At 72.9% G+C, this 24,306-nt stretch carries 24 protein-coding genes and 5 tRNA genes; 9 read left to right on the plus strand and 20 right to left on the minus strand.

The window, feature by feature from the left end:
* Window positions 1–2: 2 nt before the first annotated feature.
* A complete protein-coding gene (locus ACF061_RS17420) occupies window positions 3–1,739 on the minus strand; it encodes a DAK2 domain-containing protein (RefSeq protein ID WP_392267735.1) in 1,737 nt (578 codons plus the stop codon).
* A 256-nt stretch (window positions 1,740–1,995) separates the two neighbouring features.
* Between ACF061_RS17420 and rpmB the strand changes: the two genes are divergently transcribed.
* The 3 genes from rpmB to ACF061_RS17435 all read left to right on the plus strand — a co-directional run bounded on the left by rpmB (window position 1,996) and on the right by ACF061_RS17435 (window position 6,712).
* Window positions 1,996–2,181: a 50S ribosomal protein L28 gene (gene rpmB, locus ACF061_RS17425; protein WP_003993230.1), complete on the plus strand. Its 186-nt coding sequence runs from the start codon at window positions 1,996–1,998 to the stop codon at window positions 2,179–2,181.
* A 272-nt stretch (window positions 2,182–2,453) separates the two neighbouring features.
* Complete coding sequence (locus ACF061_RS17430) at window positions 2,454–5,468, plus strand: BTAD domain-containing putative transcriptional regulator (RefSeq protein WP_392267736.1); 3,015 nt, start codon at window positions 2,454–2,456, stop codon at window positions 5,466–5,468.
* A 35-nt stretch (window positions 5,469–5,503) separates the two neighbouring features.
* Entirely contained in the window at window positions 5,504–6,712 is a 1,209-nt protein-coding gene (locus ACF061_RS17435) for an FAD-dependent monooxygenase (RefSeq protein ID WP_392267737.1), read from the plus strand.
* Here the strand turns inward: ACF061_RS17435 and thiD are convergent.
* Window positions 6,697–7,506, minus strand: a complete 810-nt coding sequence (gene thiD, locus ACF061_RS17440) for a bifunctional hydroxymethylpyrimidine kinase/phosphomethylpyrimidine kinase (protein WP_392267738.1) — start codon at window positions 7,504–7,506, stop codon at window positions 6,697–6,699. The genes ACF061_RS17435 and thiD overlap by 16 nt on opposite strands.
* Window positions 7,503–8,468, minus strand: a complete 966-nt coding sequence (locus ACF061_RS17445; protein ID WP_392267739.1) for a thiamine-phosphate kinase — start codon at window positions 8,466–8,468, stop codon at window positions 7,503–7,505. Before ACF061_RS17445 ends, thiD begins: the two co-directional genes overlap by 4 nt.
* A 206-nt stretch (window positions 8,469–8,674) precedes the next feature.
* Between ACF061_RS17445 and ACF061_RS17450 the strand changes: the two genes are divergently transcribed.
* Together ACF061_RS17450 and ACF061_RS17455 are read left to right on the plus strand one after the other, a co-directional pair.
* Window positions 8,675–8,908 (plus strand): Lrp/AsnC family transcriptional regulator, encoded by a 234-nt coding sequence (locus ACF061_RS17450; RefSeq protein ID WP_392267740.1) that lies wholly within the window; start codon window positions 8,675–8,677, stop codon window positions 8,906–8,908.
* A gap of 21 nt (window positions 8,909–8,929) precedes the next feature.
* Complete coding sequence (locus ACF061_RS17455; protein WP_392267741.1) at window positions 8,930–9,430, plus strand: DUF3515 domain-containing protein; 501 nt, start codon at window positions 8,930–8,932, stop codon at window positions 9,428–9,430.
* A gap of 328 nt (window positions 9,431–9,758) precedes the next feature.
* On the opposite strand, the gene ACF061_RS17460 is transcribed toward ACF061_RS17455, so the two are convergent.
* From ACF061_RS17460 to ACF061_RS17470, 3 genes are read right to left on the minus strand one after another with little or no spacing between them, the layout of a single operon-like run.
* Window positions 9,759–10,916: a D-alanine--D-alanine ligase family protein gene (locus tag ACF061_RS17460; RefSeq protein ID WP_392267742.1), complete on the minus strand. Its 1,158-nt coding sequence runs from the start codon at window positions 10,914–10,916 to the stop codon at window positions 9,759–9,761.
* A gap of 59 nt (window positions 10,917–10,975) precedes the next feature.
* The gene (locus ACF061_RS17465; protein WP_392267743.1) at window positions 10,976–11,995 is read right to left on the minus strand and encodes an NAD(P)H-dependent glycerol-3-phosphate dehydrogenase; all 1,020 of its coding nucleotides are present in this window, start codon (window positions 11,993–11,995) and stop codon (window positions 10,976–10,978) included.
* On the minus strand, window positions 11,992–12,813 hold the full coding sequence (locus tag ACF061_RS17470) for a lysophospholipid acyltransferase family protein (RefSeq protein ID WP_392267744.1): 822 nt from the start codon (window positions 12,811–12,813) through the stop codon (window positions 11,992–11,994). The genes ACF061_RS17465 and ACF061_RS17470 overlap by 4 nt, the downstream gene beginning before the upstream one ends.
* A 200-nt stretch (window positions 12,814–13,013) precedes the next feature.
* On the opposite strand from ACF061_RS17470, the gene cofC reads away from it, so the two are divergent.
* Window positions 13,014–13,652 (plus strand): 2-phospho-L-lactate guanylyltransferase, encoded by a 639-nt coding sequence (gene cofC / locus ACF061_RS17475; protein WP_392267745.1) that lies wholly within the window; start codon window positions 13,014–13,016, stop codon window positions 13,650–13,652.
* Between the two features lie 197 nt (window positions 13,653–13,849).
* On the plus strand, window positions 13,850–14,053 hold the full coding sequence (locus ACF061_RS17480) for a hypothetical protein (protein ID WP_392267746.1): 204 nt from the start codon (window positions 13,850–13,852) through the stop codon (window positions 14,051–14,053).
* A gap of 99 nt (window positions 14,054–14,152) precedes the next feature.
* On the opposite strand, the gene ACF061_RS17485 is transcribed toward ACF061_RS17480, so the two are convergent.
* The 4 genes from ACF061_RS17485 to leuC all read right to left on the minus strand — a co-directional run bounded on the left by ACF061_RS17485 (window position 14,153) and on the right by leuC (window position 17,499).
* Window positions 14,153–14,797, minus strand: coding sequence for an HU family DNA-binding protein (locus ACF061_RS17485; RefSeq protein ID WP_392267747.1), 645 nt, complete (start codon window positions 14,795–14,797; stop codon window positions 14,153–14,155).
* A 136-nt stretch (window positions 14,798–14,933) separates the two neighbouring features.
* On the minus strand, window positions 14,934–15,164 hold the full coding sequence (locus ACF061_RS17490) for a hypothetical protein (protein WP_392267748.1): 231 nt from the start codon (window positions 15,162–15,164) through the stop codon (window positions 14,934–14,936).
* Window positions 15,165–15,469: 305 nt separating this feature from the next.
* Window positions 15,470–16,063 carry a 3-isopropylmalate dehydratase small subunit gene (leuD, locus tag ACF061_RS17495; RefSeq protein WP_392267749.1) on the minus strand — a complete coding sequence of 198 codons (594 nt, stop codon included), beginning with the start codon at window positions 16,061–16,063 and terminating at the stop codon, window positions 15,470–15,472.
* A gap of 5 nt (window positions 16,064–16,068) precedes the next feature.
* Window positions 16,069–17,499, minus strand: coding sequence for a 3-isopropylmalate dehydratase large subunit (gene leuC / locus ACF061_RS17500; RefSeq protein ID WP_392267750.1), 1,431 nt, complete (start codon window positions 17,497–17,499; stop codon window positions 16,069–16,071).
* Window positions 17,500–17,689: 190 nt separating this feature from the next.
* On the opposite strand from leuC, the gene ndgR reads away from it, so the two are divergent.
* A complete protein-coding gene (gene ndgR / locus ACF061_RS17505) occupies window positions 17,690–18,406 on the plus strand; it encodes an IclR family transcriptional regulator NdgR (protein WP_361627730.1) in 717 nt (238 codons plus the stop codon).
* Between the two features lie 212 nt (window positions 18,407–18,618).
* Here the strand turns inward: ndgR and ACF061_RS17510 are convergent, their stop codons facing one another.
* The gene (locus ACF061_RS17510) at window positions 18,619–18,930 is read right to left on the minus strand and encodes a hypothetical protein (RefSeq protein ID WP_392267751.1); all 312 of its coding nucleotides are present in this window, start codon (window positions 18,928–18,930) and stop codon (window positions 18,619–18,621) included.
* Between the two features lie 279 nt (window positions 18,931–19,209).
* On the opposite strand from ACF061_RS17510, the gene ACF061_RS17515 reads away from it, so the two are divergent.
* Window positions 19,210–19,854, plus strand: a complete 645-nt coding sequence (locus ACF061_RS17515; RefSeq protein ID WP_392267752.1) for a MerR family transcriptional regulator — start codon at window positions 19,210–19,212, stop codon at window positions 19,852–19,854.
* A 53-nt stretch (window positions 19,855–19,907) separates the two neighbouring features.
* Here ACF061_RS17515 and ACF061_RS17520 read toward each other — a convergent pair.
* From ACF061_RS17520 to ACF061_RS17560, 9 genes are all read right to left on the minus strand, one after another.
* Window positions 19,908–19,980: transfer RNA gene (locus ACF061_RS17520), tRNA-Glu, on the minus strand.
* A 28-nt stretch (window positions 19,981–20,008) separates the two neighbouring features.
* Window positions 20,009–20,080, minus strand: a tRNA-Gln gene (locus ACF061_RS17525).
* Between the two features lie 20 nt (window positions 20,081–20,100).
* Window positions 20,101–20,173: transfer RNA gene (locus ACF061_RS17530), tRNA-Glu, on the minus strand.
* 61 nt (window positions 20,174–20,234) lie between these two features.
* Window positions 20,235–20,307, minus strand: a tRNA-Glu gene (locus ACF061_RS17535).
* 38 nt (window positions 20,308–20,345) lie between these two features.
* Window positions 20,346–20,417: transfer RNA gene (locus ACF061_RS17540), tRNA-Gln, on the minus strand.
* Window positions 20,418–20,508: 91 nt separating this feature from the next.
* Window positions 20,509–21,243: an HAD family hydrolase gene (locus tag ACF061_RS17545; protein ID WP_392267753.1), complete on the minus strand. Its 735-nt coding sequence runs from the start codon at window positions 21,241–21,243 to the stop codon at window positions 20,509–20,511.
* Between the two features lie 105 nt (window positions 21,244–21,348).
* The gene (gene gltX / locus ACF061_RS17550) at window positions 21,349–22,872 is read right to left on the minus strand and encodes a glutamate--tRNA ligase (RefSeq protein WP_392267754.1); all 1,524 of its coding nucleotides are present in this window, start codon (window positions 22,870–22,872) and stop codon (window positions 21,349–21,351) included.
* A complete protein-coding gene (locus ACF061_RS17555) occupies window positions 22,865–23,650 on the minus strand; it encodes a fumarylacetoacetate hydrolase family protein (protein ID WP_392267755.1) in 786 nt (261 codons plus the stop codon). The genes gltX and ACF061_RS17555 overlap by 8 nt, the downstream gene beginning before the upstream one ends.
* A gap of 323 nt (window positions 23,651–23,973) precedes the next feature.
* Entirely contained in the window at window positions 23,974–24,162 is a 189-nt protein-coding gene (locus ACF061_RS17560) for a hypothetical protein (RefSeq protein WP_392267756.1), read from the minus strand.
* Between the last annotated feature and the right edge of the window lie 144 nt (window positions 24,163–24,306).

Here is a 24,306-nt window from a genome sequence, read left to right on the forward strand (position 1 = left end):
GCTCACTCCACCCCGATGAGCAGCAGCGCGCCCTGCCGGCCGCCGTGGTGGACCACGGTGTCCACGGCCAGGTAGCGCTCGCGGACGCGGTTCTCCAGGTGGCCGGCGACGGCGCCGGGGGCGTCGTCGCCCAGGACGAGGGTGACCAGTTCGCCGCCGGCCGCGAGCATGCGGTCCAGGACGGTCTCGGCGGTGGCCGTGACGTCCGTGCCGATCACGGCGACGTCGCCGTCGATGAGGCCGAGGACGTCACCGGCCTGGCAGACGCCGGCCGTGGTCCAGGACTCGTGTTCGGCGACGGTGACCTCGGCGTGGCGGGTGGCGCCCGCCGCCGAGGTCATGGCGACGACGTCCTCGTCGAAGCGGCGCCCGGGCTCGTGCACGGCGAGGGCGGCGATGCCCTGGACCGCGGAGCGGGTCGGGATGAGGGCGACGCGGATGCCCTCCCGGCGGGCCTGTTCGGCCGCGGCCGCGGCGGTGTCGCGCAGTTCGGCGTCGTTGGGCAGCAGGACCACCTCGCGCGCGTGAGCCCGTCGTACGGCCTCGACGAGTTCACCGCTGGCCGGCGGCTCGCCGGGGCGGGCCAGCACCGTGGTCGCCCCGGCCTCGGCGCACAGTCCGGCCAGGCCCTCGCCGGGGACGACGGCCACCACGGCGCGCTGGGCGCGTTCGCGGGGCGGGCGCCCGGGGCCCGCGGTGTGCGCGTCGCCCGCGCCGAAGTGGGTGATCCGGATGCGGTGCGGACGGCCGGCCTCGACGCCCGCCTCCACCGCCGCGCCCGCGTCGTCGACGTGTACGTGGACGTTCCACAGGCCCTCGCCGCCGACCACGACGAGGGAGTCCCCGAGCGCGTCGAGCCGCTGCCGCAGCCTGGCCACGGCGCGGTCCTCGGCCTCCAGGAGGTAGATCACCTCGAAGGCGGGCCCGCCGGCCGGCGGGCCGGACGAGGCGCAGGCTCCCGGCCCGTCCTGTTCGGCCCCGGCGGTGCGCGCCCGCGCGTGGGGCACGGTCGGCCGGGCGGCGCCCTCGTGCGCCGTCCCCGCCGGGACCGCGCCGCCCGCCGGCGTCTCCGCCGTGACCGCCTCCCCCGTGAACGTCTCCACCAGCGCCGCGAGCACCGCCACCAGGCCCCGCCCGCCGGCGTCGACCACTCCGGCGCGCTCCAGGACCGCCAGCTGACCGGGGGTGGCGGCGAGGGCCGCGCGCGCCCCCTCGTAGGCGGCCCTCGCGACCGTGCCGCAGTCGCCCTCGGCGCCGGTGGCCGCGTCGGCGGCGGCGGAGGCGACCGTCAGGACCGTGCCCTCCACGGGGTGCGCCACGGCCCGCCGGGCGGAGTCGGCGGCGTTGCGCAGGGCGCTCCGCAGACCGCGCCCGTCGGTGTGAGCACTGTCACCGTCGGCGGCGAGCACCTCGGCCATGCCGCGCAGCAGCTGGGCGAGGATCGTCCCGGAGTTGCCGCGCGCGCCGATGAGCGCCCCGTGCGCCATGGCCCGCGCCGCCTCGGCCAGGGAGGGCCCCGCCGGAGCGGCGGTGCCGGTCTCGTGGGCCGCGAACACGGCCTCCACCGCCGCGACGGCGGACTCCGCGGTCAGGTACAGGTTGGTGCCGGTGTCTCCGTCGGCAACGGGATAGACGTTGATCGCGTCGATGTCCTCGCGGGCCCGGCCCAGCGCCCGCAGCGCCAGACCGCACCAGGTGCGCACCGCCGGCGCGTCGAACGTCTGCGGCACCTGCGCCACCTGCGCCTCCCTGAGCTGCTGGACTGGACGGCAGCGTAGACCCAGGGGCCGTCCCCCCCGGAAGAGGGCCCGGGCGGGTCCCGGAGCCGCCGTGATAGTTTCGTGGCACTGGAGCAGTCGTTGTATGCTGCTCCGGTTGCCCGATCCTGGTCGGGCTCTCCCCTGGCAACGCCACTCAGATCAGAGCGCTCCTGGAGCCCCGGATCCGGCATGCCGGGATCCACCGTAAGTGCATCTGAAGTCTTTGGAGTGACCCGTGGCTGCCAACTGCGACGTCTGCGGCAAGGGGCCGGGCTTCGGCAACAACATCTCGCACTCGCACCGCCGTACGTCCCGTCGCTGGAACCCGAACATCCAGCGTGTGCGTACCGTGGTCGGCGGGACGCCGAAGCGCGTGAACGCCTGCACCTCGTGCATCAAGGCCGGCAAGGTCTCGCGCTGACGCACAGCAACAGCTAAGCGCGCGGCCACTGCTGGTTCGCTGCACTAAGCCGGTCCACCCTCGGTGGGCCGGCTTTTTGCCGTGCCCGTGTGCCGACGGGCCCCTCCTCCGCCGTGCACGCTCCCCCGCTTCCCCCGGGGCCACCTCTGCCCGGATCCGCCCGGCTCGCCCGTCCCGCCGCATTCCCGGCTCCTGCCCCGTCCCCCGGCCGCCATGCCCGGCCCGCCGCCCGCCCAGGCGCCGGCCCCCGGCCGCCTGCCAGAATCCGGGGAATGCGCTTCGGCATCCTGGGCCCACTGGAGATCCGCACCGACGACGGCACCCCCGTCGATCCCGGCGGCCCGCGCCCTCGCGCCCTGCTCACCCTCCTGCTGCTGGAGGCCGGCCGCACGGTCTCCGCCGAGCGCCTGACCGACGGGCTGTACGGCGCCGAGCCGCCCGCGGGGGCCGCCAACGCCCTCCAGTCGCAGATATCCCGCCTGCGCAGGCGCCTGGGCCCGCACGCGCCCGTCGAGGCCGCCGCGACCGGCTACCGCCTGGCCGTCCCGCCCGACGCGGTCGACGCCCATCGTTTCGAACGATTGACCGATCAGGGTCGTGCCGCCCTAGCCGCCGGAGATCCCGAGCGCGCCGCCGACCGGTTGCGCGAGGCGCTCGCCCTGTGGCGCGGCCCGGCGCTGCCCGACCTGCCCGGGTCGCACGCCGGGACGGTCCGGCTGACCGAACTGCGGCTGGCCGCCGCGCAGGACCGGATCGAGGCGGAGCTGGCCCTCGGCTCCGGCCCCGGACTCGTGCCGGAGCTGCGGGCGCTGCTCGCCGAGCACCCGCTGAGCGAGCGGCTGTACGGGCAGCTGATGCGGGCGCTGCACACGGCCGGGCGGCCCGCCGAGGCGCTCACCGTGTACGAGGAGGCCCGGCGCACGCTCGCGGACGAGCTCGGCGCCGACCCGTCGGCGGAGCTGGCGGCCCTGCACCTGGAGCTGCTCCAGGGGCGGCGGCCCGCGGCGCGGGGGCCCCGGCTTCCGGCGCAGCTGACCGGCTTCGTCGGCCGGGACGCCGAACTCGCCCGCATGGCGACGCTCCTCACCGGCCCCGGCACGCGCCTGGTCACCCTCACCGGCCCCGGCGGGGCGGGCAAGACCCGGCTGGCGATCGAGGCCGCCCGCGCCCACGCCGACGCGTGCCTGGTCGAGCTGGCCCCGCTGGCCGACGGCGCCCGGATCCCGTACGCGATCCTCCAGGCCCTCGGGCTGCGGGAGGGCTTCCGCAGCACCGCCACGGACGTCATGGACCGGCTGAGCACCGCCCTGGAGGACCGTGCGCCGCTGCTCGTACTGGACAACTGCGAGCACCTGGTCGACGACGCGGCCCGGGTCGCCGGGCTGCTGCTCGGCTGCTGCCCCGGGGTGCGGATCCTCGCCACCAGCCGCGAAGCCCTGGGCATCACCGGCGAGGTCCTGGTCCCGGTGGCGTCGCTGCCGCCGGAGCCGGCGGAGCGGCTGTTCCTCGACCGGGCACGGGCCGTGCGCCCCGGCTTCGCCGGGCACGCGCGCGTGCCCGGCATCTGCCGTGCCCTGGACGGGCTGCCGCTGGCCATCGAACTGGCGGCGGCTCGGCTGCGGACGCTGGAGCCCGAGGAACTGGCGGGCCGGCTGGCCGACCGGTTCCGCCTGCTCTCCCGCGGCGACCGCACCAAGGCGCCCCGCCACCGCACCCTGCGGGCCGTCGTGGAGTGGAGCTGGGACCTGCTGGACGGGAAGGAGCGGGAGCTGGCCGCGCGGCTGACCGTCTTCTCCGGGAGCGCCACGGCCGAGACGGTCCAGGCCGTGTGCGGGGTGCCGTTCGCGGAGGACCTGCTGGCCTCGCTGGTGGAGAAGTCGTTCCTGGAGGTGTCCCAGGGCCGCTACCGGATGCTGGAGACCATCCGCGCGTTCGCCGCCGAGCACGCCGGCGACACCGACGGGCTGCGGGACGCCCACGCCGCCCACTTCCTGCGGCTGGCCGAGCGGGCCGAGCCGTACCTGCGGGGCGGCGAGCAGCTGCCCTGGCTGGACCGGCTGGCCGCCGAGCACGCCGACCTGGACGCGGCGCTGCGCCACCTGACGCGCGTGGACCTTGCCGGCGCGCTGCGCCTGATGGCCCTGCTGTCCTGGTTCTGGCGGCTGCGCGGCCTGCACGGCGAGCAGGTGCCGCTCGCCCGCGCGCTGCTGGCCGCCGTGGGCGAGGAGCCTTTGCCGGGACTGACGGAGGAGTACGTCCTGTGCGCCGTCAACGCCCTGTCCGGGGACGGCGGTGATCCTGTCGCCGGGGAACGGCTCCGCGCGCGGGTGGGCGCGGCCCTGGAGTCCTTCCCGGGCGTGCTGCGGCTGCCGTACGTCCTGGTGCTGTGGTCCGTGGTGGCGGGCCCCCGGCCCGAGACCAACGAGCGGACCGCCGCCCTGGCCGGCACCGACCCGTGGACGCGGGCGATGCTGGACATGGGAATCGGCTTCCAGATGCAGTTCGCCGGCCGGGCCCGGCAGGCCGAGGAACGCTTCACCCGGGGGCTGGAGGGGTTCCGGGCCACCGGGGACCGCTGGGGCATGGCCAACTGCCTCGACCCGCTGGGGATGTACGCCCACGCACGCGGGGAGCACCGGCGCGCCCTGGAACTCCTGGACGAAGGACTCCGATACGTAAGGGAGCTGGACGCGCCGGAGGAGACCGCCGACCTGCTGCGCAGCCGCGCCACCGTGCTGCTGCGCCGGGGCGACGCGGCAGGAGCCGCGGCGCACTTCGAGCAGGCGCTCGCGCGGGCCCGTACCGCCGGGGCCGGGGACAAGGTGGCGGGCGCGCTGCGCGGCCTCGGCGACACGGCCCGGCTGTCGGGGGACCCGGCACGCGCGCGCGAGCTCTACGAAGAGGCCCTGCGCAGCTGCGCCGCGAACTGGTTCAGCGTCGGCGAGACCGTGCGGATCCTCATCGGCCTGGGACGCACGGCCGCCGCCGAGGGACGGACGACACAGGCCCGCGACTGGTTTTGGCAGGCAGCCGTCGCCGCCGGGGACAGCCGGGGCGTCCTCGAACTCGCCGAGGCGGCCGAGGCGCTGGCGTCCGTCGCCGCCACCCCGGAGCGGGCCGCGGTCCTGCTGGGGGCGGGCACGGGGCTGCGGGGCGCGCCCGCCCAGGAGGACCCCGATGTCGCACGGACCGAGCGCGAGGTCCGCGCCCGGCTCTCGCCGGAGGCCTACGCGGACGCCCACGACCAGGGCGTACGGCTGCGGTCGGCGGCGGTCAGCGAACGGTAGGGAGACGGTCAGCGCCTCCGCCGAGGCTGTCGCACATGACGAACCAGCAGAGCAGTCTCGGTCACCTCGACGTCCTGATCTCCGGCGCCGGCGTCGCCGGCCCGGCCCTCGCCCTGAACCTCGCCCGGTACGGCGCCCGCGTCACCGTGGTGGAGAAGGCGTCCGCCCTGCGCGGCGGCGGCTTCGCCGTCGACTTCCGCGGCCACGTCCACCGCAAGGTGCTCACCGACATGGGCATCTGGGACGAGATCCACGCCCGGCAGACCCGCATGGGCCCGCAGAGCGTCGTCGACGCCGACGGCAGCCGGCGCGTGGACCTGCCGGCCGAGATGATGAGCGGCGACGTGGAGATCTTCCGCGGCGACCTGGCGCGGATCATGTACGAACGGACCGAGGACCGTGCCGAATACGTCTTCGGCGACTCGGTCACGTCCCTCACCGAGACCCCCGACGGGGTCGAGGTCGCCTTCGAGCGGGGCGCGCCCCGCCGCTTCGACCTCGTCGTCGGCGCCGACGGTCTGCACTCGGCGACCCGCCGTCTGGTCTTCGGCGACGAATCCCGCCACCTGCGCTTCCTCGACCACTACGTGGCCGGTTTCGAGGTGCCCAACCACCTGGGCCTGGACCGCACGGGGCTTCTCTACAGCGAGCCCGGACGCTGCGTCTGCGTCAACAACTACGACGGCGACCCGGACCGCGCGGGCGCCCTGCTGGTCTTCCGGTCCGAGGAGCTGACCTACGACCGCCGGGACACGGCCGCGCAGAAGCGGATCCTCGCGGAGCGGTTCGCGGGCATGGGCTGGGAGGCACCACGCGTCCTCGAGGCGCTCCGGGAGGCCGAGGACCTGTACTTCGACGCGATCGCGCAGATCCACGTCGACCGGCTGACCAAGGGCCGGGTGGCGCTGCTCGGGGACGCCGGGTACGGCGCGACCATGGGCGGCATGGGCACCGGCGTGGCTGTCGTCGGCTCCTACGTCCTGGCCGGGGAACTCGCCCTCGCGGGCGGCGACCACCGGACCGCGTTCGCCGGGTACGAGACGCGGATCCGGGACTTCGCCAAGGGCTGCCAGAAGATCTCCGGGAACGCGGGCCCGTTCTTCGCCCCGCCGACCGAGCGGCGGATCCGCAGCCGGGACCGGATGTACCGGCTGCTCGGCTCGCGGCTGCTGGCCGGCTTCTTCAAGAGGCTCACGGAGAAGGCGGCCACCGCGATCGAGCTGCGCGACTACCCCGCGGCGTGAGGCCGGCCGCGCAGCGCCCAGCCGTGGTCCACGGGGCCGATCCCGCCGCCGAGCGCGAAGCCGGCGGCGATCGCCCCGGTGACGTACTCCTTGGCGGCCGTGACCGCCCGGGGCACGGACCACCCCTTCGCCAGGTGAGCGGCGATCGCGGAGGCGAGCGTGCAGCCCGTGCCGTGGGTGTGCCGGTTGTCGTGGCGCGGGGCGCGCAGCCAGTGCTCCTCGGCGCCGTCGGTCAGCAGGTCGACGGCGTCCCCGGCGAGATGGCCGCCCTTGACCAGCACCCACTCGGGTCCGAACTCCAGTACGGCGGCCGCGGCCTCGCGCAGCTGCTCCTCGCGGGTCACGCGCACACCGGTCAGCTGGGCCACCTCGTCGAGGTTCGGGGTGGCGACGGTCGCCACGGGCAGCAGCCTGGTGCGGACGGAGTCCAGCGCGGTCGCGGCCAGCAGCGGGTCGCCGTGCTTGGAGACGCCGACCGGGTCGACGACCGCGGGCGCGTCCGTCCCGGCGATCAACTCGGCCACCGTCCCGACCAGTTCCGCCGAGGACAGCATGCCGGTCTTGACCGCCTGCACGCCGATGTCGTCGACGACGCTGCGGTACTGGGCCCGGACCGCCTCGGCCGGCAGTTCCCAGGCGCCCTGCACACCGAGGGAGTTCTGCGCGGTCACCGCGGTGAGCACGCTCATCCCGTGCACCCCGAGGGCGAGCATCGTCTTCAGGTCGGCCTGGACGCCGGCGCCGCCGCCGGAGTCGGACCCGGCGACGGTGAGGACCTTCGGCGGGGCGCTCATGACTCGATGTCCCCGAAGTGGTCCCAGCCGCCCTTCCTGGTCCAGGCCGCCCCGTCGACCGTGACCTGGGGCAGCGCGGAGGGGTTGAGCACCTCGCCGATCACCTTCCAGCGGGCCGGCAGCTTCACGTCCGGCGGGAAGGTCGCCACGATCGCGTGGTCCTCTCCCCCGGTCAGCACCCATTGCAGCGGGTCGACGCCGACGGCCTGCCCGATGTCGTTCATCTGCGAGGGGACGTCGATGGCGCCGGAGCGGACGTCGATGCGGACCTTGCTGGCCTCCGCGATGTGCCCGAGGTCGGCGATCAGCCCGTCGCTGACGTCGCACATCGCGGTCGCGCCGAGCCCGGCGGCGGCGGGGCCCGCGTGGTAGGGCGGCTCGGGGCGGCGGTGCGCCTCGACGAAGGCCCGCGGGGAGCGGAAACCGCGGGAGAGCACCGCGTACCCGGCGGCGGACCAGCCCAGCCAGCCGGTCACGGCGACGAGGTCGCCGGGCTGGGCGCCCGCGCGGGTGACCGGCTCGTGGTTGCGCAGGTCGCCGAGGGCGGTGATCGACACCATGATCGTGTCGCCGCGGACCACGTCGCCGCCGACCACGGCGGCGCCCGCGACCTGGCACTCGTCGCGCAGGCCGTCCATCAGCTCGGTGGGCCAGGTGACCGGGAGCTCGGCGGGGACGACCAGGCCGAGCAGCAACGCGGTCGGCACCGCGCCCATGGCGGCGATGTCCGCGAGGTTCTGCGCGGCGGCCTTGCGGCCCACGTCGTAGGCCGTGGACCAGTCCCGGCGGAAGTGCCGCCCCTCCAGGAGTATGTCGGTGCTCGCCACGACCCTGCGGTCGGGGGCGGCGACCACCGCGGCGTCGTCGCCGGGGCCGACCCGGACCGCCGGGGTGGTGGTGAGACGGGAGGTGAGCTCCCTGATGAGCCCGAACTCCCCGAGCTCACCAACAGTGCCCTTCATAGCCCTTTCGCCCCTTCTGTCCCTATGCGTTCCCGGTCGCGCGTCCACGCGGTCCTCGCTACGGTCGGGATGACCGTCAACTTCTGCCCTACCTGCACCCCGGCGCGCGGGTCACGTCCTGCGCGGGTCTCCCCCCGGCGTGCGGCGACGCGATACCGTGGCGTTCCTTTTCCCCACATGATCCTCGTGGCCGCCCTGGAGGTTCCGTGGTACAGGCGTACATCCTGATCCAGACGGAGGTCGGCAAGGCGTCGACCGTCGCCGAGACGATCAGCGGACTCCCTGGAGTGATCCAGGCCGAGGACGTGACCGGACCGTACGACGTCATCGTGCGCGCGCAGGCCGACACCGTCGACGACCTGGGCCGCATGGTGGTCGCGAAGGTCCAGCAGGTGGAGGGGATCACGCGCACACTGACCTGCCCGGTCGTGCATCTGTAGCCCCCGTCTACCCTTGGGCCGGTGAGCTCTTCTCGTCACCGGCTGCTCGGCCTGCCCGTCCTCGCCGTGCTGATCGCCGCCGCGGGCTGTTCCCCGAGCGACGACGACGCCACCGCGGCGGTTCCCAGCCCGGACTCGGCGGTCACCGCGATGTGCCGGAACCTGGACGGGGCGCTCCCGCGGAAGCTGGACGGACTGGACCGCAGGGATCCCCGGCCCGCCTCCGCGCTGACCGCGGGCTGGGGAAGCCCGGTGATCATACTGCGCTGCGGTGTCCTCCGGCCGCCGAAGATGATCGACCCGAAGGTGGCCGAGGGCAGCGACCCGGACGCGGTGGCCGGCGGGGTGAACGGCGTGGACTGGCTGATGGAGAAGCAGGACGGCGGCGCGTACCGCTTCACGACCGCCAACCGCAAGGCGTACGTCGAGGTCAGCGTCGGCAAGGGCCGGGACAGCTCCGCCGTCCTGGTCGGCCTGGCCCAGGCCGTCAAGAAGGCGATCCCCGAGGGGATCGCCGACTAGGGCCGCAACGGGCGGGGTTCGCCCCGTCGCGACGCCTCCCGCGAACCGGGGCCCCGGAGGGCACGCATCGGCCGGAAGCCCGGGTACGTCCACCACGAGGACCTGCGGCCCGCGCCGCCCCCCAGGCTCTTCGAGCGGGGGACACCCCAAGAGCACGCCCCGGACGCCGCTCCTCGACGGACGGACGTCGCCCGCCGCGGCACCGGCGCCTCGCGCACCGGACCTGCCGGGCCCGCGGCGCCGGGGTCCGCCGCCCGCTCCGGGCGGAAGACCCCGCACGGGCGCGGGACGGAAGAGGACCGCCGGACGCGGGACGCGCGCCGGCGGGTCAGCGCAGGCCGGTGGAGCGGCGCAGCGCGGCCTGGATGAGGCGGTCCACCAACTCCTCGTAGGAGATGCCGGTCGCCTGCCACATCTGCGGGTACATCGAGATGGGCGTGAAGCCGGGCATGGTGTTGATCTCGTTGATCACGAACCCGCCGTCCTCGGCGAGGAAGAAGTCCGCGCGGACCAGGCCCTCGCAGGAGGCCGCCTCGAACGCCTCCACCGCGAGCCGCCGCACCTCGGCGGTCTGCTCCTCGGTCAGCGGGGCGGGCACGACGCCGGGCGTGGAGTCGATGTACTTCGCCTCGAAGTCGTAGTACGCGTGCGTCTCGGGCGGCGGGATCTCGGCCGGCACGGAGGCCCGCGGGCCGTCCTCGAACTCCAGCACCCCGCACTCGATCTCGCGCCCGCGCACCGCGGCCTCCACGAGGATCTTCGGGTCGTGCCGCCGGGCCTCCTCGATCGCCTCGTCGAGCCCGGAGAGGTCGTCGACCTTGGTGATGCCGATCGACGAGCCCGCGCGCGCGGGCTTCACGAACAGCGGCCAGCCGTGCTCGCCCGCGAAGTCGACGATCCGGGCGCGGGCGGCGGACCGGTCGCGCTCCCACTCCCGCGGCCTGACCACCAGGTACGGGCCCACCCTGAGCCCGAAGGAGGTGAACACCCGCTTCATGTACTCCTTGTCCTGGCCGACCGCGGAGGCGAGCACTCCGGAGCCGACGTAGGGCACGCCGGACAGCTCCAGCAGGCCCTGGAGGGTGCCGTCCTCGCCGTAGGGGCCGTGCAGCACCGGGAAGACCACGTCGACCTCGCCGAGCGCCTTGGGCACCGAACCGGGTTCGGTGTAGACGACTTCACGGTTGCCCGGGTCGACGGAGAGCACCACGCCGCCCTCGGTGGACTCGGCGAGCTCGTCGACGCTGGGCGTGCGGCGGTCGGTGATCGCCATGCGCTCCGAATCGTCCGCGGTCAGGGCCCAGCGGCCGTCCCGGGTGATGCCGATCGGCAGCACCTCGTACTTGGACCGGTCGATGGCGCGCAGCACCGCACCGGCGGTGACCACGGAGATCCCGTGTTCGGAGCTGCGCCCGCCGAACACGACGGCCACGCGCGGCTTGCGGGACGGCTGCTCAGGGCTCTGGGGGAGGTTCTCGGTGCTCATATCGCGACGAGAGTACCTGGTGGCAGTGGACCGAGACAGCGTTGGAAGGACGGGGTCGCTCAGCGTCGCTCGGGCTTCGCGCTGCGCGACATCAGCTCCTTGACGGCCGCCATCGGCGACTTGCCCTCGTGCACGATGGCGACCACCGTCTCGGTGATGGGCATGTCGACTCCGTGCCTGCGGGCCAGGTCCAGCACCGACTCGCAGGACTTGACGCCCTCGGCCGTCTGCCGGGTGACCGCGATGGTCTCCTGGAGGGTCATGCCCCTGCCGAGGTTGGCGCCGAAGGTGTGGTTGCGCGACAGCGGCGAGGAGCAGGTCGCCACCAGGTCACCGAGGCCGGCGAGTCCGGAGAAGGTCAGCGGGTCGGCGCCCAGCGCCATGCCCAGCCGCGTGGTCTCGGCGAGTCCGCGCGTGATGAGCGAGCCCTTGGCGTTGTCGCCGAGCCCCATGCCGTCCGCGATGCCGACGGCCAGCCCGATCACGTTCTTGACGGCGCCGCCGAGTTCGCAGCCGACGACGTCGGTGTTGGTGTACGGCCGGAAGTACGGGGTGTGGCAGGCGGCCTGGAGCCGCTGGGCGACCGCCTCGTCGGTGCAGGCCACCACGGCGGCGGCCGGCCGGCGGGCGGCGATCTCCCGGGCGAGGTTGGGCCCGGTGACCACGGCGACGCGGTCCGCGGCGACCTTGGCGACGTCCTCGATCACCTCGCTCATCCGCATCGCCGAGCCCAGCTCGACGCCCTTCATCAGGGAGACGAGGACGGTGTCCGGGGCGAGCAGCGGCAGCCACCGCGCGAGGTTGTCGCGCATGGTCTGCGACGGGATGGCGAGCACCGTGAAGTCGGCGTCGCGGGCGGCCTCGGCGGCGTCCGCCGTGGCCCGCACGTTCCGCGGGAGTTCGACGCCGGGCAGGTAGTCCGGGTTGGTCCGGGTCGAGTTGACCGCCTCGGCGAGCTCGGCACGGCGCGCCCACAGGGTGACGTCGCAGCCGGCGTCGGCGAGGACCATGCCGAACGCCGTGCCCCACGATCCGGTGCCGAAGACGGCCGCCTTGACCGGTTCGACCGGTTTGCTCACGTGCCCTGCCCCTCTTCCTGTACGACTTCCCGCACGGCCGGCTCCTGCGGTGCGGCCGACGCGGCCCTGCTCTGCGCCTGCGCCTGCGCCTGGGTCCGGCGGCGCTGCTCGATCCGCTCGCGGCGCGGGTCGTACGCGACGGCGGGCGCCTTCTCGCCGCGGACCTGCTCCAGCAGGCCGGTGATGGCCGTCATGATGACCTCGGTCGCCTCCTTCAGCAGGTCCGGGGTCATCTCCCTGTCGTAGAAGCGCGACAGGTCCACGGGCGGGCCGGCCAGCACCTGGTGCGTCTTGCGGGGCAGCAGGTTCGGCTTCTTGGCGTAGGGCGGCAGGAGTTCGTTCGCGCCCCACTGGGCGACCGGGATCACCGGGCACTTGGTCTGCAGGGCGACCCGCGCGGCACCGGTCTTGCCGGTCATCGGCCAGCCGTTCGGGTCGCGGGTGAGGGTGCCCTCGGGGTAGAAGGCGACGCACTCGCCGCGCTCCACGGCGTCGATGGCGGCCCGGAACGCGCTCAGCGCGTCCGTGCTCTCGCGGTAGACGGGAATCTGCCCGGTGCCGCGCATCGCGGCGCCCACGAGCCCCTTCTTGAAAAGCCCGCTCTTCGCCAGGAATCGCGGTACCCGCCCGGTGTTGTACTGAAAATGGGCATAGGCGAAGGGGTCGATGTGTGAATTGTGGTTCACCACCGTGATAAATCCGCCATCGGCCGGAATGTTCTCCATTCCGCGCCAGTCCCGCTTGATCAGAACCACCAGTGGCGGTTTGCAGATCACCGCTGCGAAGCGGTACCAGAAGCCGATTCTGCGGCGGGGCACGCGGACACCTTCCTCTAGGACTGCCCCCGGGGCCGGGAGCCGCACAAGTGTCGCCCCACGCCGCCGGTCTGTCGAGAACACCGTACGCCCGCCCGTCGCCCGCCACCGCCCTTGAGAGCAGCTTCGCGCGCCACCCCTGACCTTCACCGTGTCCGGCGGGCCGGGGAGAATGTCCGGGACGACGAGAGGGACGAACGCCCGTGCAGTGGACCCTGGTGATCCCCCTGAAGCCCCTGACACGGGCCAAGAGCAGGCTCTCGGACACCGTCGGCGACGGGGCCCGCCCGGGCCTGGTCCTCGCCTTCGCCCAGGACACCGTGGCCGCCGCGATGGCCTGTCCGGCGGTCGGTGATGTGGCGGTCGTCACGGACGACGCCCTGGCCGGGCGGGAGCTGGCGGCGCTGGGCGCGCGGATCGTCCCGGACGCTCCGCGCGCCGGGCTGAACGCCGCTCTCGCGCACGGGGCGGCCGTCGTGCGGGCATCGCGTCCCGAAATTCCCGTGGCCGCCCTCAACGCCGATCTGCCGGCACTGCGGCCCGTGGAATTGGCCCGCGTTCTGGTCGCGGCGGCCGAATTCCCGCGCGCTTTTCTCGCGGACGCCGCGCGGGTGGGCACCACGCTGTTGGCGGCGGCCCCCGCACACGAATTGCGGCCGGCCTTCGGCACCGGTTCCCGGGCCCGGCACCGCGCCTCGGGCGCGACGGAACTGGGCCTCGACTCGGTCGACTCGGTGCGCCAGGACGTGGACACCGGCGCCGACCTGCGAGCGGCCCTGTCCCTGGGGGTGGGTCCCCGGACGGCGGTCGCGGCCGCGCGGCTGCCGATCCCGGGGCAGTGAGGGAGGGCGCCCCGCCCGCGGGCCCGCCGTGCGCGCCGGGCCCGCTCCCGGCGCACCCGCTGGGCGCGCCCGCGGACCGCGGCCGGGCGCCGGGGCGGACGTGGGCCCGGTCACCGGCGTGAACACGGCGACGGGCGGCCGCCGTCGCCTCCCGTCGGGGGCGGGCGGGCGCCGATCGGGGGCAGTAGGCTGCCGTCATGCAGGCGACCGCATACACGTACGACCCCGAGAGCCGCAGCGGACAGGTGCTCCTGGACGACGGCACCCCGGTGCCCTTCGACGCCCCGGCGTTCGACGCGGGCGGTCTGCGGCTGCTGCGCCCGGGGCAGCGGGTACGGATCGAGACGGCCGGCGAGGGGGCCGGCCTGCGGATCACGCTGGTGACGCTGCAGACCTTCTGAACAGGCCGGACGCGAGCCCCATGGCCCGGGGGTCCCGGAGAACGCCGCGGGCCGGGCTCCCTGGGGAGCCCGGCCCGGCGCGTGAGTACCGCGGTGCGCCTACTTGCCGCGGGCGGTGGTCTTCTTGGCGGTGGTCTTGCGGGCGGTCGACTTCTTGGCCGGGGCCTTCTTCGCCGTCGCCTTCTTCGCCGGGGCCTTCTTGGCGGCGGTCTTCTTCGCCGCGGCGCCGGCGGCCGTCGTCTTCTTCGCGGCCGGGGTGGCCTTCTTGGCCGCCGCCGTCGTCGTCTTCTTGGCGGTGGTCTTCTTCGCCGCGGCCGTCGTCTTCTTCGCGGCCGTCTTCTTGGCCGCCGCCGCGGTGGTCTTCTTCGCCGCGGCCTTCTTGCCCGCGGCCTTGGCGATGGTGGGGGGCGGGCCGGACAGGCTGCCCTTGGGGGCCTTCTTGACAGCGATGTCGTTCTTCGGGAGCTTCTTGGAGCCGCTCACCAGGTCCTTGAAGCCCTGGCCGGCCCGGAAGCGGGGAACGGAGGTCTTCTTGACCCGCACCCGCTCGCCCGTCTGCGGGTTGCGGGCGTAACGGGCCGGACGGTCGACCTTCTCGAAGGACCCGAAGCCGGTGACCGAGACCCGGTCTCCCGCGACGACCGCGCGGACGATGGCGTCCAGCACCGCGTCGACGGCGTCGGCAGCCTGCTGCCGGCCGCCCATCTTGTCGGCAATCGCTTCTACGAGCTGCGCCTTGTTCACGTCTTCCCCTTCGGAGACCTCGCCAGAACGAAAGTGTTCAAGCTTTTTCGCACGTTAGGCAGATATATACCGCAAATCAAACACGAAACGGGCTAATCACCCTTGTGCCGCAACAGACTCGGCGTTCTCGGGCTGTTCAGCCTTCCTCGCCGGGGATTCGGCCCTCGTCGAGGTCTGCGGTGAACCGCTCCAGACGCCTTGTCGCGGCGGCGAGATCGTGCTTGGCCGCGGCCGTAATGACCAGCAGCTTCCGGGTCAGCGCCATCCGTACGCCCTCCGGGACTTGCAGTGCGCGCACTCGTGCGTGCGCTTCCTTCAGCTGGACCGCGACCGCCGTATAGAGCTCGAGTTGGCCGTCGTTGTCCATGCACAGATTGTGCCATCTGGGGCGAGTTGTCGCCTGCGCAGGGGGCAACTGCCGCCGTGGAGAGGTCTGGGAACTCCTTCGCCGACCGGGGCCCGGGAACCCGAGTACCCCGGCAACCACCGCTTCAACGTGGGAAGTTGTGCTGCCATCCGACGGCGCGGCGAGGGGTCCGGGCCCGGAAACGGCCGTACCCCCGATCGTGGCGATCGGGGGTACGGCGGCGTTTCGCGGTGGCCGAAACTCGACTTGCCAGGGAGCCGGATCACCGGTCCCGTCGGCGGTCGGTCACCGGCCGGGGCAGTGGATCAGACCGGCAGCGTGCGCGGCTTGAACGACGGGCGCTTCGCCTCGTAGGCGGCGATGTCGTCCTCGTTCTGGAGGGTGAGCGAGATGTCGTCCAGGCCGTTGAGCAGTCGCCAGCGGGAGTTCTCGTCCAGCTCGAAGGAGGCGGTGATCCCCTCGGCGCGCACCTCGCGCTCGACCAGGTCGACGGTGATCTCGGCGGTCGGGTCGTTCTCGGTGAGCTCCCACAGCGCGTCCACGGTCTTCTGGTCCAGGACCACCGTGAGCAGGCCGTTCTTGAGCGAGTTGCCGCGGAAGATGTCCGCGAAGCGGGCGGAGATCACGGTCTTGAAGCCGTAGTTCTGCAGCGCCCAGACGGCGTGTTCACGGGAGGAGCCGGTGCCGAAGTCGGGGCCGGCGACCAGGACCGTGGCGCCCTGCCGCTCGGGGCGGTTGAGCACGAACTCGGGGTCCTTGCGCCAGGCCTCGAACAGCCCGTCCTCGAACCCGTCGCGCGTGACCTTCTTGAGCCAGTGGGCGGGGATGATCTGGTCGGTGTCGACGTTGCTGCGGCGCAGCGGGACGGCCCGGCCGGTGTGGGTGGTGAAGGCTTCCATGGTTCTCAGACTCCAGCGGGCGTGGGGGCGTCGGCGTCGGACAGGTCGGCCGGGGAGGCCAGGTGGCCGAGGACCGCGGTGGCTGCCGCGACCTGCGGCGACACCAGGTGCGTACGGCCGCCCTTGCCCTGCCGGCCCTCGAAGTTGCGGTTGGAGGTGGAGGCGGAGCGCTCGCCGGGGGCCAGCTGGTCCGGGTTCATGCCCAGGCACATCGAGCAGCCCGCGTGCCGCCATTCGGCGCCGGCCTCCTTGAAGACCACGTCCAGGCCCTCGGAGACGGCCTGCAGGCCCACCCGCGCGGAACCCGGGACGACCAGCATCCGTACGCCCTCGGCGACTTTGCGGTCCTTGACGATCGCCGCCGCGGCGCGCAGGTCCTCGATGCGGCCGTTGGTGCAGGAGCCTACGAAGACGGTGTCCACCTTGATGGAGCTCAGCGGCTGGCCGGCCTCCAACCCCATGTACTCCAGGGCCTTTTCGGCGGCCAGTCGCTCCGAGGCGTCTTCGTACGAAGCCGGGTCGGGGACGGACGCCGAAAGCGGCGCGCCCTGGCCGGGGTTGGTGCCCCAGGTGACGAACGGGGACAGCTCGGCGGCGTCGATGACGACCTCCGCGTCGAACTCGGCGCCGTCGTCCGTGCGCAGCGTCCGCCAGTACGCGACGGCGGCGTCCCAGTCCTCGCCCTCGGGGGCGTGCGGACGGCCCTTGAGGTATTCGAAGGTGGTCTCGTCGGGGGCGATCATGCCCGCGCGGGCGCCGGCCTCGATCGACATGTTGCAGATGGTCATGCGGGCCTCCATCGAGAGCTTCTCGATGGCGGAGCCGCGGTACTCCAGGATGTAGCCCTGGCCGCCGCCGGTGCCGATCCGCGCGATGATCGCCAGGATCAGGTCCTTGGCCGTGACGCCCTCGGGCAGTTCGCCGTCGACGGTGATCGCCATGGTCTTCGGGCGGGCCATCGGCAGCGTCTGGGTGGCCAGCACGTGCTCCACCTGGGAGGTGCCGATGCCGAACGCCAGCGCGCCGAAGGCGCCGTGCGTGGAGGTGTGCGAGTCGCCGCAGACGACGGTCGTGCCCGGCTGGGTCAGACCGAGCTGGGGGCCGACCACGTGCACGACGCCCTGCTCCACGTCGCCCAGCGGGTGCAGCCGGACGCCGAAGTCCGCGCAGTTCTTGCGCAGCGTCTCGAGCTGGGCGCGGGAGACCGGGTCCGCGATGGGCTTGTCGATGTCGAGGGTGGGGGTGTTGTGGTCCTCGGTGGCGATGGTCAGGTCGAGCCGGCGCACACCGCGCCCGCTCTTGCGGAGGCCGTCGAAGGCCTGGGGGCTGGTCACCTCGTGCAGCAGGTGCAGATCGATGAAGAGGAGGTCGGGCTCGCCCTCGGCGCGCCGGACGACGTGGTCGTCCCAGACCTTCTCCGCGAGTGTCCTACCCATCGCTTTCCCTCCGGCCGGACGCACCGGTGCGCCGGCCCAACTAGAGATCTTGAGGAAGCGGCACCCGTGCCCCCCGTACGGGCAGCCGCCGCCGGGCCCGCCGGTCCACGGGCCGCTATGACTACCAGGGTGGCGTGTTCCACGGAAAATTGAACTTGCGTTTCACAGAGTGAGACGCAAGTATCGTTGCATGGACAACAGTAGCGGCGTCGGCGTCCTGGACAAGGCAGCCCTTGTCCTGAGCGCCCTGGAGTCCGGTCCGGCCACCCTCGCGGGTCTGGTCGCGGCCACCGGACTGGCACGACCCACGGCCCACCGACTGGCCGTGGCCCTGGAACACCACCGCATGGTGGCACGCGACATGCAGGGCCGTTTCATTCTCGGCCCCCGTCTCGCGGAACTGGCCGCGGCCGCGGGCGAGGACCGCCTCCTCGCCACCGCCGGCCCGGTGCTCACCCACCTCCGGGACGTCACGGGCGAGAGCGCGCAGCTCTACCGCCGCCAGGGCGACATGCGCATCTGCGTCGCCGCCGCGGAGCGTCTGTCCGGCCTGCGGGACACGGTCCCGGTCGGCTCGACGCTCACGATGAAGGCGGGTTCGTCCGCGCAGGTCCTGATGGCCTGGGAGGAGCCGGAGCGGCTGCACCGCGGCCTGCAGGGCGCCCGCTTCACGGCGACGGCCCTGTCGGGCGTACGGCGGCGCGGCTGGGCCCAGTCGATCGGCGAGCGCGAGCCGGGCGTCGCGTCGGTCTCGGCGCCCGTGCGCGGCCCCTCCAACCGCGTGGTGGCCGCCGTCTCGGTCTCCGGCCCCATCGAGCGCCTGACCCGCCACCCCGGCCGCATGCACGCCCAGGCGGTCATCGACGCCGCCGCCCGACTCTCCGAGGCCCTGCGCCGCACGGGCTGACCTCCCCCTGCCGCCGGGCGGCGCCCCAACGCCGCGGCACCGCTTCCGGCGGGAGAGGACCAAGACACCTCGATCCGCTCGACACCGGCGAGGCGGCCCCGAGCCCTCCCCCGCGGGACTCGGGGCCGCCCGTCACGGCCACGGCCGGCCGGCGGCCTCCGCCGGCCCGGTCCGCTCGGCCCGCCCGTTCGCCTCCGGCACGGCGGGCGCGCTCAGCACTTGGGCACCATGCCCGGGGCGACCTCGCCCTTCTTGCTGAGGATCGACGTGTCGGCGTCGATCCAGCCGGAGCCGCCGTCGTAGGAGATCTTGAACGAGTGGTCGGCGTAACACTTGACCGTCACCGGCGCCAGGGTCGTCAGTTCGCCCACCACCCGCTGCCCCATGCCGGGGCCCGACCAGACCGACACGTCGTCGTAGTTCTGGATCGTCCCCTTGAGGCCGTCGTTCCCGCATCCGGCGAGCACCAGCCCGCACAGCACAGCACAGGACACCGCCGCCGCCGAGCGGCCCGCCGTCTTCATCCCTCGCCCTCCCCTTGACCGTGGTCGGCTCCGCCGGTAGACGAAGCGGTCCTGCGCGCACCGCCCCCGCTCGGCGAGCGGCACCCGACCGTGCGCGGGCCGGCCCGAACGCCGGCGTGTCCAGGTGGATCGACTCGTACGAGCCCTCGGGGACCCCGTAGGCCGCGCGCCCCCGTACCGGCTTCGCGAACACGACGGCCCCCTCGGTCAATTGGATAGCTCCGCTATCCATTCGGGCGATGGTTGGATAGTGACACTTCCCAACGAGAGGCGCAAGAGATGCGGCTGGCCGAGCTGAGCAGACGCAGCGGTGTGTCCACCGCGACGATCAAGTACTACCTGCGCGAAGGGCTGTTGCCGCCGGGCCGCCAGGTCAACGCCACGAGCGCCGAGTACGACGAGGAGCACCTGCGCCGGCTGCGGCTGGTGCGGGCGATGATCCAGGTGGGCCAGGTGCCGGTGGCGACGGTGCGCGAGGTGCTCCGGCACGTGGACGACGACTCCCTGGGACGCACGATCCGCCTGGGCGCGGCGATGTGGACGCTGCCGCAGGTCCCGGAGCCGGACCAGGACGACGAGTACGTCCGGGCCGCACAGCAGGAGGTCGCGACGCTCCTCGACCGGCTCGGCTGGGAGATGGCCAAGCAGCTCACGACCGTCTCCCCCGCGTACCGCTCCCTCGTGGTGGCGGTGGCCGCGTTCCGTCGGATCGGCTACGGCTGGGGGGCCGAACAGCTCGCGCCCTACGCCGAGTTGATGCACCGGACCGCCGTCCTCGACCTGGACGGCATGGAGAGGTACCCGTCGGAGGCGGAACAGATCGAGTTCGCGATCCTGGGGGCGATCCTCAACGAACCGGTGCTGCAGGCGCTGCACCGGCTGGCCCAGGAGGAGGAGACGGCGCGGCGCTACGGCTTCGAGTAGCCGGCGCCGGACAGCACGAAGGCCCTCCGCCGAAGCGGAGGGCCGTCCTGTTGTACCCCCGACCGGATTCGAACCGGCGCTACCGCCTTGAGAGGGCGGCGTGCTAGGCCGCTACACAACGGGGGCGTGGACCCTGCGTTTCCGCAGGTCCGAGCTGGTCTACCTGGACTCGAACCAAGACTAACTGAACCAGAATCAGTCGTGCTGCCAATTACACCATAGACCAATGATGGTTTAGACCAGTCGTACCCCCGACCGGATTCGAACCGGCGCTACCGCCTTGAGAGGGCGGCGTGCTAGGCCGCTACACAACGGGGGCCCTAGCGATCCTGCATCAAGGACAACGGGAGCGACCCGGCTGTCCTCGCGAGAAGGATCTGTACCCCCGACCGGATTCGAACCGGCGCTACCGCCTTGAGAGGGCGGCGTGCTAGGCCGCTACACAACGGGGGCTTGCGGATCTGATCCGCGGCGCAGATGAGCTCTGCGAGCTGGCCTACCTGGACTCGAACCAAGACTAACTGAACCAGAATCAGTCGTGCTGCCAATTACACCATAGGCCACTGGAACGCAAGCCCCTGAGGGGTTCTTGTTCTAGTACTGCGCTTCGGGTTTCCGGCCTTTCGGCCCGTTCCCCGCGGCGCAGGAAGAACATTACCCGAAGGTGGACGGGGCTCCAAAACGGGTATCCGCCCCGAGCGTCGCCGGTAGTTCGGCGAGGGAGGAGATCCGGTGCGGCCCGGCGCTCCCGTGACCTTCGGTGTGCACGCCGTGACGGTCGATCCAGACCGACAGCAGCCCGGCCTCGGCGGCCCCCCGCCCGTCGATCTCCGGGTGGTCGCCGACGTAGGCGACCTGGTGCGGAGCGAGTTCCAGCGCCTCGCAGGCCGCGTGGAACGCCTCGGGGGCCGGCTTGGACACCCCGAGCTCCGCGGCGCACAGCACGGCCTCGAAGCGGTCGCGCACGCCGAGGACCCGCAGCTTGCGCTCCTGGACGTGGAGGCTGGAGTTGGACAGCACGGCGTGCCGGTGGCTGGCGGCGAGGGCGTCCAGGACGGGCAGCACGTCCGGGAAGAGCGCCCAGGCGGCCTCGTAGTGCCCGAGGTACCGCTCGAACCACGCCTCGGCCTCGGTGTCGGTCAGCTCCGGCCGGCCCAGGAAGACCCGGACCCGGTCCCGTCGCTGCTCCTCGAAGCCGACCTCACCGGCCGAGAACCGCGCCCACTGCTCGTCGGTGATCCGCCGCCAGTGCGTCAGGGCCGCCTCCACGGTCCCGTGCCCCTCCAGCAGCCGCTCGGCCACCAGGTGCTCCCGCATTCCGGTCCGGTCGGCCGTGGTGTAGTCGAAGAGCGTGTCGTCGACGTCCCACAGGACAGCTCTGATCGCCATGTCATCGACCGTACCGCCCGGGCGGGCCGAGCGGGCGGGACTTCGCCCGGACAGCACGAAGGGGCGGCACCCGGTCACCGGATGCCGCCCCTGACGCGTGGTGCGTCACGCCGCCAGCTTCACCAGCGCCGCGTCGATCCTGGCCAGCGTCTTCTCCTTGCCCAGGACCTCCAGGGACTCGAAGAGGGGCAGGCCCACCGTGCGGCCGGTGACGGCGACGCGGACCGGGGCCTGCGCCTTGCCGAGCTTGAGGCCGTGCGCCTCGCCGGCGGCCAGGACGGCCTCCTTCAGCGAGTCGGGGGACGACCAGTCGGCCGCCTGGAGCTTCTCCCGCGCCGTGCGCAGCAGGGCGTCGGAGCCCTCCTTCATCGCCTTGGCCCAGCTCGCCTCGTCCTCGACCGGCTCGGGCAGGAACAGGAAGTCGACGTTGTCCGTGATCTCGGAGAGGACCTTCAGACGGGTCTGCGCGTGCGGCGCGATGGCCTGCCACTTGCTCTCGTCGAAGTCCTCCGGGGCCCAGGGCGCGAAGGGGGCCTTCAGCCAGGGCGCGCAGCGCTCCGTGAAGTCCTTCACATCGAGCAGGCGGATGTGGTCGCCGTTGATCGCCTCGCACTTCTTCAGGTCGAAGCGGGCCGGGTTGGGGTTCACGTCCGCGATGTCGAAGGCGGCGACCATCTCCTCGACCGAGAAGATGTCCTGGTCGGCCGAGAGCGACCAGCCGAGCAGGGAGAGGTAGTTGAGCAGGCCCTCGGGCAGGAAGCCTCGCTCGCGGTAGAGGTTCAGCGAGGACTGCGGGTCGCGCTTGGACAGCTTCTTGTTGCCCTCGCCCATCACGTACGGCAGGTGGCCGAAGGCGGGGATCTCCTTGGCGACGCCCAGCTCGATCAGCGCCTTGTACAGGGCGATCTGGCGCGGGGTGGAGGAGAGCAGGTCCTCGCCGCGCAGGACGTGGGTGATCTCCATCAGGGCGTCGTCGACCGGGTTGACGAGCGTGTAGAGGGGAGCGCCGTTCGCGCGGACGATGCCGTAGTCCGGGACGTTCTCCGGGAGGTAGGTGATCTCGCCGCGGACCAGGTCCGTGAAGGTGATCGTCTCGTCGGGCATCCGGAACCGGACGATGGGGCTGCGGCCCTCCGCCCGGTACCGCTCGACCTGCTCGGTGGTGAGGTCGCGGCAGTGACCGTCGTAGCCGGACGGCTTGCCGGCGGCGCGGGCGGCCTCGCGGCGGGTGTCCAGCTCCTCCTGGGAGCAGTAGCAGTGGTAGGCGTGGCCGGCGTCCAGCAGCTTCCGGGCGACGTCCCGGTAGATGTCCATGCGCTGCGACTGCCGGTACGGCGGGTGCGGGCCGCCGACCTCGGGGCCCTCGTCCCAGTCGAAGCCCAGCCAGCGCATCGCCTCGAGCAGCTGGTCGTAGGACTCCTCGGAGTCGCGGGCCGCGTCGGTGTCCTCGATGCGGAAGACGAGGGTGCCCTGGTGGTGGCGGGCGAACGCCCAGTTGAACAGGGCGGTGCGGACCAGACCCACGTGGGGGTTACCGGTGGGCGAGGGGCAGAAACGGACGCGCGGGGGTGCCCCCTGTCCGAGCGGAGCCGAGGACTTGGGGGAAGGGGAGTCTGGTGCGCTAGCCACGCTTGACAACCTTGTTGGTGAGAGTGCCGATGCCTTCGATGGTGACGGCGACTTCGTCGCCGACGTTGAGGGGGCCGACCCCAGCCGGGGTGCCCGTGAGGATCACGTCGCCGGGAAGCAGCGTCATGGCCTCGGAGATGTTGACGATCAGATCCTCGATGGGGTGGATCATCTCGCTGGTGCGGCCCAGTTGCCGCTGCTCTCCGTTGACGGTGAGCTGGACGGTCAGGTCGGCCGCGGCGGCGAGGTCGAGGTCCGTCTCCACCCAGGGGCCGAGCGGACAGGAGGTGTCGAAGCCCTTGGCCCGGGCCCACTGCTTCTCGCGCCGCTGGACGTCGCGGGCGGTGACGTCGTTGGCGCAGGTGAAGCCGAAGACCACGTCCTTGACGCGGTCGCGGGGGACCTCGCGGCACATGCGGCCGATGACCACGGCCAGCTCGGCCTCGTGGTGCAGTTCCTCCGAGAAGGAGGGGTACTGGATCGGGTCGCCGGGGCCGATCACCGACGTGGACGGCTTGAAGAAGGCGAACGGGGCGTCGGGCACCTCGTTGCCGAGCTCACGCGCGTGCTCGGCGTAGTTGCGGCCGAAGGCGACGACCTTGTTGGGCAGCACCGGCGGCAGCAGCCGTACCTTGCTCAGCGGCACCCTGGTGCCGGAGAGCTCGAAGTCCGCGAACGGGATGCCCTTGATGATGTCGAGGACGAGCTCGTCCGGCTGGTCGCCCTCGACCGCGCCGAAGGCGACGTTCCCGTCGATGGAGAATCTGGCGATGCGCACGGGATGCTTGGCCCCTTGGCTCGAGCGGCTGGAGTCTGACGCTCCAGGCTAACGCGGCGGCGCCCCCGCATCCCGCCCATCGCCCGCCCGAGCAGCGGTTCCGGCGTGGTGCGGCCTCCCGCGAGAACACGGTCCCCAAAGCCGCCGGCCGGTGGGTGAGGGGGCATGAAGGAGGGGCGCCCCGTTTCGTGGGACGCCCCTGATCTCCATGTGCTCCGGGGATCTCCGTGGGCCCGGGACGATCTCCGCGGGCTCCGGGGGTCTCCGGCCGCGCCTGGGCCGCCGTCGGCGTCGGCGCTCCGTTCGCGTAACCGCTCGGTGCGCTACTCCGCGACGACGGCCGTGGCCGGCGCCTCCATGAGGACGGTCCGCCTGGGGTTGGCGGTCTGGGTGGGGAGGGAGACGGGGTGCTCCGGCAGTTCCGGCGTCTGCAGCGCCTCGGCGCCGTCGAGGTGCGCCAGCGTCGTGCGGCGGGGGTTGGCTATGGTGCGGAACATCATCGTCGTCTTCACGGTTGCAAGAGACCTTGTCGTCTACGGGCGCCGGGAGCGTCGAGCGGCCCTCGCGCGCGGGTTGTCGGATTCGCCATCCCTGTAAAGCGTCAGGCTAAACATGCAATTCCCGTCCGAAGACGTGAAGAGCCCGGGATGCCCGTG

Origin of the sequence: Streptomyces sp. NPDC015220 (genome assembly GCF_043079345.1) — a bacterium.
Lineage (GTDB): Bacteria > Actinomycetota > Actinomycetes > Streptomycetales > Streptomycetaceae > Streptomyces.

What these genes read in the sequence shown, in the direction of transcription:
- ndgR (WP_361627730.1), top strand. Translation starts at nt 17,690, where the DNA reads ATGGACAACAGTAGCGGCGTCGGCGTCCTGGACAAGGCAGCCCTTGTC.
- ACF061_RS17480 (WP_392267746.1), top strand. Translation starts at nt 13,850, where the DNA reads ATGCAGGCGACCGCATACACGTACGACCCCGAGAGCCGCAGCGGACAG.
- ACF061_RS17545 (WP_392267753.1), bottom strand. Translation starts at nt 21,243, where the DNA reads ATGGCGATCAGAGCTGTCCTGTGGGACGTCGACGACACGCTCTTCGAC.
- thiD (WP_392267738.1), bottom strand. Translation starts at nt 7,506, where the DNA reads ATGAGCGCCCCGCCGAAGGTCCTCACCGTCGCCGGGTCCGACTCCGGC.
- ACF061_RS17490 (WP_392267748.1), bottom strand. Translation starts at nt 15,164, where the DNA reads ATGGACAACGACGGCCAACTCGAGCTCTATACGGCGGTCGCGGTCCAG.
- ACF061_RS17430 (WP_392267736.1), top strand. Translation starts at nt 2,454, where the DNA reads ATGCGCTTCGGCATCCTGGGCCCACTGGAGATCCGCACCGACGACGGC.
- ACF061_RS17510 (WP_392267751.1), bottom strand. Translation starts at nt 18,930, where the DNA reads ATGAAGACGGCGGGCCGCTCGGCGGCGGCGGTGTCCTGTGCTGTGCTG.
- ACF061_RS17515 (WP_392267752.1), top strand. Translation starts at nt 19,210, where the DNA reads ATGCGGCTGGCCGAGCTGAGCAGACGCAGCGGTGTGTCCACCGCGACG.
- leuC (WP_392267750.1), bottom strand. Translation starts at nt 17,499, where the DNA reads ATGGGTAGGACACTCGCGGAGAAGGTCTGGGACGACCACGTCGTCCGG.
- ACF061_RS17445 (WP_392267739.1), bottom strand. Translation starts at nt 8,468, where the DNA reads ATGAAGGGCACTGTTGGTGAGCTCGGGGAGTTCGGGCTCATCAGGGAG.
- leuD (WP_392267749.1), bottom strand. Translation starts at nt 16,063, where the DNA reads ATGGAAGCCTTCACCACCCACACCGGCCGGGCCGTCCCGCTGCGCCGC.
- ACF061_RS17460 (WP_392267742.1), bottom strand. Translation starts at nt 10,916, where the DNA reads ATGAGCACCGAGAACCTCCCCCAGAGCCCTGAGCAGCCGTCCCGCAAG.
- ACF061_RS17435 (WP_392267737.1), top strand. Translation starts at nt 5,504, where the DNA reads ATGACGAACCAGCAGAGCAGTCTCGGTCACCTCGACGTCCTGATCTCC.